At 33.9% G+C, this 12696-nt stretch carries 12 protein-coding genes and 3 pseudogenes; 3 read left to right on the forward strand and 12 right to left on the reverse strand.

The genetic code is table 11. The annotated features are described in order from the left end of the window. Positions 1 to 76 precede the first annotated feature (76 nt). The 3 pseudogenes from HLX49_RS15760 to HLX49_RS15770 form a co-directional block, all read left to right on the forward strand. Positions 77 to 564 (forward strand): annotated as a pseudogene (locus HLX49_RS15760) (transposase family protein); the annotation flags it as partial. Beyond that, positions 563 to 767: pseudogene (locus tag HLX49_RS15765) on the forward strand (transposase); the annotation flags it as partial. The pseudogenes HLX49_RS15760 and HLX49_RS15765, both read left to right, overlap by 2 nt. Positions 768 to 920: 153 nt before the next feature. Next, positions 921 to 1047: pseudogene (locus HLX49_RS15770) on the forward strand (DUF4372 domain-containing protein); the annotation flags it as partial. Between the two features lie 25 nt (positions 1048 to 1072). On the opposite strand, the gene HLX49_RS15775 reads toward HLX49_RS15770, so the two are convergent. The 12 genes from HLX49_RS15775 to HLX49_RS15830 form a co-directional block, all read right to left on the reverse strand. Further along, positions 1073 to 1825: an ABC transporter permease gene (locus HLX49_RS15775; RefSeq protein WP_296363081.1), complete on the reverse strand. Its 753-nt coding sequence runs from the start codon at positions 1823 to 1825 to the stop codon at positions 1073 to 1075. A 1-nt stretch (position 1826) separates the two neighbouring features. Further along, complete coding sequence (locus tag HLX49_RS15780) at positions 1827 to 2600, reverse strand: ABC transporter ATP-binding protein (RefSeq protein WP_296363086.1); 774 nt, start codon at positions 2598 to 2600, stop codon at positions 1827 to 1829. Between the two features lie 23 nt (positions 2601 to 2623). After that, positions 2624 to 3502, reverse strand: coding sequence for a lantibiotic dehydratase C-terminal domain-containing protein (locus tag HLX49_RS15785; RefSeq protein WP_296363088.1), 879 nt, complete (start codon positions 3500 to 3502; stop codon positions 2624 to 2626). A 26-nt stretch (positions 3503 to 3528) separates the two neighbouring features. Further along, on the reverse strand, positions 3529 to 5991 hold the full coding sequence (locus HLX49_RS15790; protein WP_296363090.1) for a lantibiotic dehydratase: 2463 nt from the start codon (positions 5989 to 5991) through the stop codon (positions 3529 to 3531). A gap of 12 nt (positions 5992 to 6003) precedes the next feature. Next, positions 6004 to 7077 carry a site-2 protease family protein gene (locus tag HLX49_RS15795; RefSeq protein ID WP_296363092.1) on the reverse strand — a complete coding sequence of 358 codons (1074 nt, stop codon included), beginning with the start codon at positions 7075 to 7077 and terminating at the stop codon, positions 6004 to 6006. A 109-nt stretch (positions 7078 to 7186) separates the two neighbouring features. After that, positions 7187 to 7354: a hypothetical protein gene (locus HLX49_RS15800; protein ID WP_296363094.1), complete on the reverse strand. Its 168-nt coding sequence runs from the start codon at positions 7352 to 7354 to the stop codon at positions 7187 to 7189. Between the two features lie 23 nt (positions 7355 to 7377). Continuing rightward, positions 7378 to 7545, reverse strand: a complete 168-nt coding sequence (locus tag HLX49_RS15805; RefSeq protein WP_296363096.1) for a thiocillin family RiPP — start codon at positions 7543 to 7545, stop codon at positions 7378 to 7380. Between the two features lie 42 nt (positions 7546 to 7587). Beyond that, entirely contained in the window at positions 7588 to 7767 is a 180-nt protein-coding gene (locus HLX49_RS15810; protein ID WP_296363098.1) for a thiocillin family RiPP, read from the reverse strand. 146 nt (positions 7768 to 7913) lie between these two features. Further along, on the reverse strand, positions 7914 to 8567 hold the full coding sequence (locus tag HLX49_RS15815) for a nitroreductase family protein (protein ID WP_296363100.1): 654 nt from the start codon (positions 8565 to 8567) through the stop codon (positions 7914 to 7916). Position 8568: 1 nt separating this feature from the next. After that, positions 8569 to 10230, reverse strand: a complete 1662-nt coding sequence (locus HLX49_RS15820; protein ID WP_296363102.1) for a nitroreductase family protein — start codon at positions 10228 to 10230, stop codon at positions 8569 to 8571. Then, positions 10227 to 10856, reverse strand: coding sequence for a hypothetical protein (locus HLX49_RS15825; RefSeq protein WP_296363104.1), 630 nt, complete (start codon positions 10854 to 10856; stop codon positions 10227 to 10229). Before HLX49_RS15825 ends, HLX49_RS15820 begins: the two co-directional genes overlap by 4 nt. A gap of 19 nt (positions 10857 to 10875) precedes the next feature. Further along, positions 10876 to 12177: a YcaO-like family protein gene (locus tag HLX49_RS15830; RefSeq protein ID WP_296363106.1), complete on the reverse strand. Its 1302-nt coding sequence runs from the start codon at positions 12175 to 12177 to the stop codon at positions 10876 to 10878. Positions 12178 to 12696: the final 519 nt, after the last annotated feature.

Here is a 12696-nt window from a genome sequence, read left to right on the forward strand (position 1 = left end):
AAAATATACACGCAAACATCCAATTCTTTTATACTTGAATTGACTAGAAACAAGAAAAGATTGGAGTTGCGTGCAAATGAATTTTACCATAAAAATGCCTGGTCTTGAAGATGTATGGATTACAAAAGTGGAGGAAATGGAAGGTGGTATTGCGCTTCATGTAGAAATGCCTGTCAAGGTACACAAGTGTCCCAGCTGTGGAAAGAGAACCAAGAAAGTTCATGATTATCGGATCCAAAAGATCAAACATTTAAAATGGTTTGAACGGTTAACTTACCTATTCTACAAAAAACGCCGCTATGTCTGTTCGTGTGGGAAACGATTTGGGAGCAGAATCCCTTTGTTTATCGATATCAACGGCTTTCTATGGAATGGAATCGGGCGGTATCCGTTCGGATAGTGCAAGCGAAGACATTTAAGGAAACAGCCAAGCAGTTTGGCTTCTCCGTATCGACCGTCATACGCAGATTTGACCGTTTGGCCGTAAAGGAAATGTCAGAGGTTCAAGAGTTGCCAAAGGTGATTGCGATCGATGAATACAAGGGAGATACAAAGGCAGGAAAAAGTACCACCAAAGATGTCAGTATCGTATTTCATGGGATATCTAAAAGGTAAAAGTTCTTTGACGGTCCATGATAGACATGGAAATCTAAAAAATATAACCATAGTAATTGCACATTTTGGGCAAAAGGATATTACGTAAGTACGGTAGGTTTAAATGAAAAAACATTCGTCAAGTATATTCGGGACAAGAAATGGAGGATTGATTACGAGACAACATGAGTAAACGAGAATATGTGGATCCATTCAAAAATAAATAGAGAGTAAACGGTTGGCGGTCAATTAACTTTAGTGGCTGTGTTGGTAAAGTGCCCTTATAGGGCGAAATTAAAACCGCCGGTTCTACCGGCGGATATTTACTAGATTATTATATAAAAAATTTAACGACTGAGTCATTTATAAAATTATTGCTTTTTGCGCAGCTGAAAGAAGTGAAGAGTTTACATGAACTTAAACGCTTGTCTTTTCGACGATCAACTTCAAAAGATACTCTATATTTCCCCCTCGCTGATTAAGTCCAACGAAAGGTCAATTTTGTTAAAAAGAAAAAAACAGCACTAATGATAACGAGGACAATAATATTTCCGAATACCGATAACTTCACATCCAGATCAAACAACACTTCATGAAAAAGCTCCGTTAAATAAGTAAATGGGATAAAATAAGAAATAGTATCAAATGCATCAGGAAGTATATATAATGGTAACATTGCACCACTGAGCATCACGAGTGGAAAGATGCCAAAACTCAATACACCCGATGCTATTTCTGTATTATTAAATACCCCCCCAAACAAAAATCCCAGTGTTAAGATCATAACTAAACCTAACAATCCAATTAATATAAACGGAATAACATTCCCAAAACTAACCAATCCCATAATAAAACCTAAAATGGTAAAGATAAGAATTTGCATAATCCCTAAAATAAAACGAACTAAAATCTGCGAAAAAATAAAAGTAGATTCATCAAGTGGTGTCGTGCGTAATAACTTCAAAATCCCTTTCTGCCTCATTTCAATTAACGGAACAGAAGTACCCAAGAATCCAACAGACAAAAGTGCAAAGATTAGAATGCCTGGAAATAAGTACTCAATAAAAGATAATCCTAACTCTACGGAGGGATCAATTACCATACTCATGCCCCAAAACATAGCCAAAAAGAAAAAGGGGAATAATAAAGAAAAAAAGAAAATTTTTGGTTCCCTGTAAATTTCTTTTACACCAGTTGAAACTAAATATTTCACAGCTACTTTATCCACCATGTTAATCAATCTCCCCTCGTAATGATGAACCAGTTAATATTAGAAACACATCCTCCAATGTATCATTCATTGTCTTTCTGTGATTAGTGATAATTTCCTTCGGCGTTCCTGTAGTGATTATCTTTGTATTATGCAGAATTGAAATGCGGTCACATATTTTTTCTGCCTCTTCCATGTTATGTGTCGATAATAATATAGATTTATTATGTGTTTTAACTTGTTGCAACACTTTCCAAATCAACTGTTTTATTTGTGGATCTATCCCTGTTGTTGGTTCATCTAAAATGATTAAAGAAGGATCCCCAATTAAGGAAAGAGCTACTAATAAACGCTGTTTTTGACCCGTAGACAAACTCTTAATCCGCTTATTCTTTATCCTTTCTAAATCCAACATTTCTATAATTTCTTTATAAGATTGCGAATCTCTATAAAAACTAGCAAATAATTGCATCGTTTCATGAATGGATAATCTGGGGAATAGATTAGCCTCTTGTGGCTGAATCCCTACTTGTTTAATGATTTTGTCTCTATCTGCTAGAATATCCAATCCCTTGATCTTAATGGTTCCATGATTAAAAGGTCTTAACCCCACAATACATTCAATCAAGGTTGTTTTACCTACCCCATTCCTACCTAAAACACCATGGATTTCTCCCTGATGAATAGTCAGTGATAGCTTATCTAACACCATATTATCGGCATAGGTTTTAGTTAATCTATCAACAATCATTAATGGATTGTGTGGTAAAATCTCTTCTTTTGAAACACTAGTCATGTCATAATCCTCCTAATATCCAATTATTGTGCAGGTACGTCTTGCGAAATCCGGAGCATTAACGCACTTAAATACGCTTCCTCAATCGGCCAAATACCCAACCGATTATTCATCATATGTGTATAATGGAATAGTAAATGGTTGAAAGATTCCTCCCCAAGTTCTTTATTTACTTCAACTAAAGTTGTTTTTAGCTTATAAATGTAATTAAAAATCTTCTCATCATTACCATATTGGTGAATATCTTGACTGAGAATAGATTCCATAATATCTTTCTTCTGTTGAGCGATCTTTATCAATTGATAGGAGGTTTTTTCAGATCCACTCCAATAATTAAAGTAATTTTGTAAAAATGCTTGCAACTTTCCATATTGTAAGCCAATTGATTTAAAAACAGAACCCATTATCAATGAACCTAACTCATACCGATTAATTTCCCCTCTATTTAACTCAGAGCATACTGAACATACAAGTTCACTAGAAGATTCAAAAAGTGCTTCTGAAATATTTAAATATTTTCTATTTATATATTTTTTCAGTTCCGGTTCGTATAAATCTTGCTCAATTTTTGGCTTTGTTACTTGTTCACCTGAATAATATGGAACCAATCGTTTTAAAGATACAGGTTCGTTCTCAGATATTTCTTGCAAGCCCTCTTTGAGTATTTCATTCATTTTTCCTAAAAAATCTTTTAAGTCAATCTTCCTTACATGAAACCTTAGCCTTAAATGTGCACCTGTCGTGTCCATATATCTTATAAAAAACCATTGATTCAATTGAAAATGTTTTTGAGCAAATGCTTTTGCCGGTGTAATGATTTTTTCCACACCACTATCTAATTTAGATAAGGTGCCTGGATAAATTCTATAATACACCCAATTGTATTGTAAATATTCGCTCATTTCAATCCCTCCAATAATACTGTTTTTCAAACAGAAAGTAGTGACATATACTCACTCACATGCTTTTCCCCTTTGTAATCTAACCATTGTTGTTTAGTAGATGGTAACGCTTCAGTAAACGTAATATATTGATATTTCGAGGTTACCGACCGCTTTAATAAATTGATACATGGAATAGATAAGAAATGAAACCACATTGGTTTGGTACCCATGCTGGAATCTGATTCTAATGTAAAGAATACTTCTTCAGGTAGCTGATGCATTATTCTCCAACTATTTAACTTATGAAAAAGCACGTCTCTTTTGTATTGTTCCAGTATTTCCTTCATGATATCTATTTTCACTACCCACTTTTCTCTCTCAAATACAATCTTTCCTTTTTGGTATCTTGGTATATGCGTAACATCGTCCTTCACTTGTGGTTTATTCAAAGGGTTGGAACCATAAGGTGTTCGAATATACCATGGCTTTATTATCGTAAAAAACAATTTGGATAAATCGACTGATAAATGTTCGGGAACTGACCCCAAATAAACTGGCTTTATTTCACGACCCACCATGTCTGAAATAACAAAATTTCCATCTTTTATAGACAAATTTAAATCCGTCACACCAATTTTCGTATGTTGCTCCTCATAGGAATTTGGTAATTCTCCAATCCATTTAAGTTGGTCAGGTAGAATTTCATATTTTTCCTGTACGTTAGCCCAATCCCCACCTACAGAAAATTCGTATGATATTTTTCCATCGTTACGTTGCTTAATCCATTCCACGATTTTATTTTTATAAGAATTTTCATCAAATAGTGGATTGAATCGAGAGAATATAGAACCATTACCATCAGTTACTTTATTAATAACAATTAAATAATTTCCTTGTAATAATTCTTTATGAGATTGACTTACTATTTGGTAGTACACGGTTGCCGAACTTTCCCCTTTGTTTGCTTCATAGATATTTGTCTGCCTCATCACATTTTGAATATCATCATTTAAAGCTGATTTGATGAGATCAGAATATTCTGTTTCCGACTCAATTACAGTACACAAAAATTCTAGGACTTTAACCTTTCCACCTTCTCCATATAATTGTTCAAATTTATTAATTAATCTATTATACAACGCATGTCTGTACATAAACGGTTTAATGGAATGTTGCAATTCAATTAAATCATTTTTTAGATACTCTCCTAAATGTGGTACATGTTTTTTAAATCTTTTATCTTCATAGACTAGTTCATGATTATGAAGCCAAGTGGGAACGGATACCTCAAGAGAATAGTAAATTTCTTCTACTTGATGTTTCACCCGTTCAATGAGAGCATCTCTACCAGATTTCGATTTCATTACTTCCAACTTTTCTCTAAGTTTATCTAGTCGGATAAGCTTTTCCGCTACACTTCCATGAATATTAACTTTAAAGTATTCACCTTTTTCAATGTAATTCGCAATTGATTTAAATGGGGCATTATCTTGAAACGAACAAGGCATAATTGGACGAATAAGTTTTTGATCGATTAGAAATGTAGCGATGGTCTCTGGGTGTGGATGATCAATTTGAGCGACTAGCTGATCATATGTGAAAGAAAGGCTTGGCAATGTTCGTATAATATCTAAAAACTCATTATAAGAGAAAACATCCTCCGTTTTCGAGAATACTTCCCTAATAGCAGAATAATTACCACGGATATAAAATAGATTCCCATCCTGTGTTTCAATAGAATCTGTGCCTTTAAATTGGAAAAAAGGAAGGAACTCCTTGTTGTTGGCTAACGTTTCAAATAAATGACTAACAAGCCCCCGTAGCCATCTTATATTAATATCCTTCGCCTTAAAATCCCATTCATTGGGATGAAATCCAGATAGAGTGAGTTGAGTAAAGGTACTTATTGGACTTGTTTTCACCACACTTCGTAAAAAATAGGAATATATGGACTTATGGAAATTACTATCTAGTCGCTTATAGTCTTTCCTTTTACGACTATTAAGAAAGGAAGAAAACGTGCTGTTCACAATGGGCATCCCACGAGCAAATTCACTTTTATCATCGTGAAAAATATTCCATAATTGCTCTTCATTTTTTGTGATTTCCTGTTGGTAAAGCTGCTGGAATTCTTTTTTCACAGAAATTAAGGCGTCTTCTGTTTTAATCCATTGTTCCATAATTGTTTTAGTAAAAGTTATCTCATTTGGAAGGGCGTTAATTATGTTTTTGACAGCATTGAGATTGATAGCTTTATTATTAAAAATCTTTCGTCTTAGACGGATTAATTTCCCTGATAGTTTTTTATCATGAATTGTTGGGATAACAGTATATATCGTTTCTCTTACCGTTTCTTTTATGTTATCAATTTCTTGCTCTAGCATGTGGATTTGATGTAATATTTCCTTGGAACCACTAAAGATGAACTGCTCCAACATGGAAACCTGATTGACAGAAACTCGTGCTAACACCAATTCTGAGATTGTATTTTTACCTTTTGTTAACATAATACACCTTCCCTAGATAATGTGATAAATGGCATATACCATGCTTCCTAAGAGAGTTCCAATATAAGAGAGAGAGAATAATGAGTATGTAATGTAGAAAATTTTTGTACTTAATTTATTTACTTTTGGATAATTGTCTGATTTTTTCAAGCGGAATACCGAAAGAAGGTAATGAAAACTTTTTTTTCTTATATTGTAATTTCCAGATAAACTCTCCAAGAATCTATAGAAATCACTCGGCATTAGAACATTTAAATTAAAAAATTGCATGGAGAGTACCATAATGCTATATGGAAATAAAAGATGATGAAACGAATTTGTCAAAAGCATAACCATAGAGACAATCATTAACATTGTTAAATCGAATAATGGACCAGCAATGGAAATTTTGGCTCGGGAAACTTTAGATAATAGATACGAGTTTTTATAGGTCACGAATGCAACAGGGATAAAGTAATAAAGTAAACCTACTCCAACTTTATCAATATCCCCACCTAATTTCTTGCATGCGAACATATGCGCCATCTCATGTAAAAGAACATGAACATAAAAAATTGGCAAGATAAATAGCATGGTATTGTAACTATAGCTAAGGTTATCAGACGTTATAACTAGTGTAGAAATGTACAGGAAAATGGCAATAAAAAAATAAACACTTATAAAAGATATTAATTTTTTCTTACCATTAAATAAGAAGTTAGGATTTGTTTTCACATCACCATCCAACCAAGTAGGGTTTAATTCAAATCGTAACATTGCCCTGCTTCTCTTGTTGCTTATTTTCCTTTCTATCTTTTCTTCTGCTTCACTAGTTAAAATACCGTTTTTATAGAAATTATTAATAATTCCCTCTACTGTCTCTGATTCAATTGTTCCGATATCATTAAATTGTTTATTTAAATGACTAACCATTTGCTCAATATTTAAGCCGTTTTGTTTTAATTTATTGAGTAGGAATGCGGTTACTTCATTTATTTTAAAATTTTTCTTCTGCTCCTTCTGGATAACAAAGATTTCATTATCTTCGTTAGTGACAATTTCAGCCATATCGTTCATATAAAATTTCATTTCAAAAAATTCACTCATCGCTCATCACCTTTACATTATTGGATATATAAGTAGAAAAGGAAGTAGAAGTGAAAAGAAATAGTAATAATTTGCATATCCCTTCACTTCTAATTTAATTAACTAAAACTTATGATGTCGCACTAGATAAAGAAGTGGCAGAAGAAGCACACCCTGCTGGACAAGAGAAACATGAATACGTAGTTCCACTTGCAACACAGTTGAACATTAATGAGCTATAATTCTGTTCCTCTTCTAATTCTTCCACATAGAGTTCCATTTCCATCTTTTTTTCCATTGGTTTCACCTCATTCGTTATAATTAGCAGGCACACGCTGCAGTTGAACCGGATGTAAAGGTTGTTCCAGGACAAGAAGCAGATGTAAAGCATGCAAATGAACCCCAACAGCATGCAAAATTAATATTTAAATCATCTTCATCAATTTCAACGGCCACTAACTCTAGTCTTTTATTGTCTAAATTCGACATGTAAATGTACCCCCTAATTAAAATTAAAAAATGATAGATAGATTACCAGCTAAAACTACTCATTGTAGTATAAGTACTTCCCGTACTTGTCGGGCAAGATGCACTAAGAGCAGATGACTCTGTACTCATTGTTGAGGTTCCTTGAGTCGTAGTAAATTCAGTGATTTCTGGTAGTTCTTCTGCATATAACTCTAATTGACCATGCTTTTTGTCTTCTTCCATTTTTCACACCTCCAATTCTAAACAGGGTTCCAGCCTGCTAAATAAAAATCTATCTGTTAATCCATAGATGTTTAACTTATATATATGAAAGTTAGAGGGGAAGTATGGCTTAAATGTCCCTATGCTCTAACGTTTCAATAAAAGGGTTATCCAATAGCAATAGCAAATAATTGAGCCTTTTGGTATCCATCGACGTCTGTTATTTTTCTTAAGCTCTTTTGCAAGAATCCAGCAAAAACAGATCCTTCATATCCATAACTGAGCGCCTGCATCCAAGTATAATGACCCATAGCTCCAATATTTTGAACAAGTTTCTTATAACCTAAAGCACCTGATTTTTGAAAGGCTTCGTCAATGGATGCAACAAATAAAATAATCACCCCTGCTTGAGCAAATTCTTCTTGTATAACTAATTCCCTTTTATCGATAGTTACTGGTAGAATATAATGATTATGCAATTCCTTATTTTTTGCATCAAAGGTATAGAAGTGTCGGTTACCTACAATTCCATCAACTCTTTCTGGAATAACAATTTGTTCTATTTGAAAATTTGAATCGCCCAGGAACTGGTTGCTATATCTATCTGTATAAGAAAGAACTTCTATTAAATCATCATATTTAATATATTTTTTCAAGTCATAATGAATGATAGATTCCCTTTTCCCGAAAATGGTGTCATCGGAAATCAATTTGGGGTTCCATTCTATTTCTTGAGGATGTATATTAGTCGAAATTATTTTTTGTTTGGATTGAAAAATCATCTTTTCCAACATTTCCATTTCTGTTACTAATTGATTCATTTCAGATCCCCTCCCGAATCTCTATTACTAGGGTCACAATTTCACCAATATCGTAAAGGCACAATAATTCACTGATGAGGTCCTCGTTAAAGCCATTTATTCGGGTAGTTTTCCAATTTAATTTTTCTGCCACGATCTGACATTGCGCCATTGCTACACCTGCATCTAAATTCGCCAGACGGAATGATAAATGGGTATATTTAGTTGCTAGTTTTTGAACTTGGCCTGTTAAGATAAAGTAACCCATTACCTCATTGCTTTCTTGATTGAACAACTGTTTAACATCATTCCATTCACCTGTAACTTGCTGTAATTCATTTCTCATTGGGTGAAAGAAATATATCGATTTATCTAGCTGTTTAACCTTTCTATTAAGAAAGTACAAGTTAACCGATCCAAGATTTCCACCCGTTGGGCACCACCTTTTCACCTTATGTGGTACAATCTCTTTAATTCCGGTCGTATAAGTCATTAAGCGAATGATTTTCCTAATTGGACTATCCATATCCTCCACATCAAATCTTTTTAAATCTATCCTTGGGGAATTAAAATAGTCCTTAAATTCTTTTGTTAGATTTAAGTTTTTTGCTTTGTAATGATTCTGATGTGATTTGAGATTTAAATATTTCCTTGATGGAAATTCAATCAATGATTCATATTGTGAGACTAAATTCACCTTTTCCATAGTACTCTGATTTATCGATTGATTCCTACAGCTATCACAATTAATTGATAAGGTGAACAGTATTGTTTGTGAATCTAAAGTATTTAAATCAAACACATCCACGTAGTTTTGTGTTAACTGTAAAATACTGATCTCAGAAATAATATTGGTAATTATGGGAAGAACTAACGAAAACCCGAGATGATATTGGTTTCGATTTGTTTGTTCTTTCACATCAGAAAGATTTAACCGTTCAATTTGGTTAGTAAAACAGTCAAAGCAAATCGTTTCTGGGTTATCTACGTATGGACCAACAATGAGCTTCTCCCCTCTAAACCATAGGAGTAAAAATGGAATTTCCTCCTGGTAATATTGATGTGACTTCTCACTCCAATATGGGATTTCCTCATCGCTTGTACAGATTCCTATAATGAGAGCCTCCTTATTGTCTTTTTGTTTTGGATTATGGGATACATCTCCATTCATTCCAGTGACACGCATGTATTCCTTCAATATACTAGAAGCTATTTTTCCTTCTTTTGATCGGTAATCAATGATTACTTTGGTATTGATTACTTTATTAATCGCTTCTTCCACATTTTTGTTTATTCTTGTCCCATCTATCTGAGTATCAAAGAACTTATATAAAGGATGCGTTATCTTAGCAGCTTGGCTCTCACCTTCTTGCAATAACCCTCTTGAATATAACAATGATAAAACTTGAAAAATGTTTTCTGAGGGATAGTCATTGGAACTAAGAATATCTTGTAGGGACCTTGTTCCATCACATTTTTCTACGACATAGGGAACAATATCATGAATAGATTTCCCTCGAAATAACTGTTTTTCCGGTCCTCCAATAACTAATAGACGATTACCATTTAAATTAATAAACTGAAAGCCTTCAGAAACTCGAGGATATGTAGGCATTTTAAACTGCGGATCATTTACCATCGCTATTGCCATCTGTTGACCAGTCATATGTTCAATGTAATTCATAATTGAAATATCCCCTCTTCCAAATATTTCTTCATATTAACGTATGATTTTTTCTTGATATCTTGTTTAATTCCGCATATTTCACAATTACTTACTCCAATAACTTGTGAAGAAACCAATGAACGATCGTATAAATTTAATCGACTTATTTTACCTTTCCAATTTTCTACTACTTCATCCCTTGCTACTTTTAAGTTATTAATCCAATTTGATATAGTTAGGGTATCTGCGGGGTGTATTCCAACTGTATTTTCGTTTTCTTCCAAATTATAATGTTGGTGAGTGTCTTGAAGTAAGTTTCGTGAGGGATCGTGTTGAAGAAGCCTGTCAATGGAACAATGGAAGCATCCTTCACTTCCTTTTACTGATAACGGTCCTAGGGTGAGGTATGGAAAGCTAATGATAATAGGAATGAAAATCTTGTTATCTTTTAGTACCATCTTTTCTAATGTTTTCCCAAAGTCTACTAATGGGTTATCGGTTATCATTATATAAATCTGTTGATAAGGGTCATATGATTGCTCCAAATCATTCTCACTTTGAATTGGGGTAAATATAATATTGTGGTCATCTTTCTGTAATTCTTTCACTTGGTTCCCTAAATTACCTTGAATAAATATCTGCATGATCTATTCACCTTTCCTCCTATGCAAATGGCTGTGGCTCTTTATTTAATTGGTATTCCTGTCTCCTTTTGTATCCCATATTGTCTGGTGCTTGATATAAACGTTTCGTACCTTTCCATTGAGCTCGGTAGGCAAATGATAAAGGTTGTAAAGAAGGAATAATTGCCCGCACTGCCTTTAAACCAACTCTTTCTGCTTCATCTGAGGTTATATCTATAGTAAATATTTCATGATCTTTTTCTTCTAACAAGGAAACAATCTTTTTCAAGTCTCCCTGGTCAGAGCCCGTAGATAGATCTTTCATACTACTAAATTTTGAAATATTTTTAGATTCCTTTAAAAAGTTAAATGAGGAGGCCTTACTTGCATGTCCCATATAAAGCGCCCCATCGGTGACATCATAAAACTTATTTAGATCCTTTTGGCCATTTTCGTTATTTTGCAGGGCAATCCTAACCGATGCACCCTCGCGTGTAATTTTTGAAAATGCAACTAGTGGATCTAATTCTGTTGTACACATGACAATTGAAGTCATCTTTTCGTTATATTTAGAGACCTGCAGACTATAAATACTCGGTATTCCTATATCTGTTGTTGCATCGAAATAATAAGTATTTATAAATGGCTGATTTTTAGTACGTTCATAATAATCCAAACACCAATCGGGGAGGTTATTCGAGTTAACATCTAGTTTTGGTAATTCTAGCTTGTTCAACCAGGTTAAAGATATTGCATCTCGTTCCACGACTTCATTAATTGCATTAACAATAGCTTTATCATAATTATTGTGGATAGCGCAGCCTGTCGAAATTGGCAACCAAAATTGTTCATCTTCATTTACGTAAGGGATATAAAGATAAACCATAACTGCTGGGATATACACCTCTTTTTTCCGTGTTAGAGACATACCTTTCACCCAACGAATTCTTTTATTCTTATCAGGTCTTGTAATCGGACACTTAGGATGAGCGTACTCCGCTTCAGATAATATAGGGATTTTGTCCAAGTCCAATGCATCCTCACCCAATTCATTAGCAGATGCATAGATAAATTGATCATTTGTGTAAACACAAGAACTATATCTTTCTATCGCTTCAGCCATAGCTTTCACTCTAGATCTTTCAGCTAATGTATCTCCCCCTGAGCCATCAAGTTTCATAGGATTTCCATAGTTTCTATTTTTAAATAATCTTATACTGTTAAGATCCCCTAATGAGGAGGTGTATATTTCGTATCTTGGATCACCAGGGCTTTGTGGTAACTTCATTGGTGTGGTAATTAGACCACTTAATGGTTGAGACAATAACTCCATTTTACTCATACTTCTTTATCTTCCCTTCCATCTCTGAATCTGCACATAACAACTTTTACTACTATGTCGTTTGGTGAAAACTGGTACTTTTATACTTCCTTTCTGATTGGTGAAACATCACTCGCAAAAAGAACAGCATGTGGTTCTGCAATGACTTTAACAAGTGAAGATAACGAGAAGGCTAAAGTGACGCAGGATAGCCTATCATTTCTTGTTTATCATAACGGTCATAGAGGTCATACCATTGCTTACATTTTTCTTCTAATTGTATATCTGGCGTTTCTACAAGTTCAATGTCTAGGCGATTACAGAGCGATTGAATGATTTCTGGATTGGCTTTTGCTTTTTGATTTTCTATTTTTGATCACTAGCATTGCATAAATATGGTTTGAAAATTCAGTAAACATCTTTGCGGGATTTTTTGCCAAAAAGACAAAGGCTAAACAAAGGTGGTCTGTCCATTTGGAAAAATTATACAATTAAACTATTAGCAACAGCGACACTGTATGTATTTACGGAATAGATCTA

It is taken from the genome of Virgibacillus sp. (assembly GCF_013393565.1).
In the GTDB taxonomy this organism is placed as follows: Bacteria; Bacillota; Bacilli; order Bacillales; family Amphibacillaceae; genus Virgibacillus; species Virgibacillus dokdonensis.

Coding starts and splice junctions, on each gene's coding strand:
- HLX49_RS15775 (WP_296363081.1), bottom strand. CDS start 1,825: ATGGTGGATAAAGTAGCTGTGAAATATTTAGTTTCAACTGGTGTAAAA.
- HLX49_RS15780 (WP_296363086.1), bottom strand. CDS start 2,600: ATGACTAGTGTTTCAAAAGAAGAGATTTTACCACACAATCCATTAATG.
- HLX49_RS15785 (WP_296363088.1), bottom strand. CDS start 3,502: ATGAGCGAATATTTACAATACAATTGGGTGTATTATAGAATTTATCCA.
- HLX49_RS15790 (WP_296363090.1), bottom strand. CDS start 5,991: ATGTTAACAAAAGGTAAAAATACAATCTCAGAATTGGTGTTAGCACGA.
- HLX49_RS15795 (WP_296363092.1), bottom strand. CDS start 7,077: ATGAGTGAATTTTTTGAAATGAAATTTTATATGAACGATATGGCTGAA.
- HLX49_RS15800 (WP_296363094.1), bottom strand. CDS start 7,354: ATGGAAAAAAAGATGGAAATGGAACTCTATGTGGAAGAATTAGAAGAG.
- HLX49_RS15805 (WP_296363096.1), bottom strand. CDS start 7,545: ATGTCGAATTTAGACAATAAAAGACTAGAGTTAGTGGCCGTTGAAATT.
- HLX49_RS15810 (WP_296363098.1), bottom strand. CDS start 7,767: ATGGAAGAAGACAAAAAGCATGGTCAATTAGAGTTATATGCAGAAGAA.
- HLX49_RS15815 (WP_296363100.1), bottom strand. CDS start 8,567: ATGAATCAATTAGTAACAGAAATGGAAATGTTGGAAAAGATGATTTTT.
- HLX49_RS15820 (WP_296363102.1), bottom strand. CDS start 10,230: ATGAATTACATTGAACATATGACTGGTCAACAGATGGCAATAGCGATG.
- HLX49_RS15825 (WP_296363104.1), bottom strand. CDS start 10,856: ATGCAGATATTTATTCAAGGTAATTTAGGGAACCAAGTGAAAGAATTA.
- HLX49_RS15830 (WP_296363106.1), bottom strand. CDS start 12,177: ATGAGTAAAATGGAGTTATTGTCTCAACCATTAAGTGGTCTAATTACC.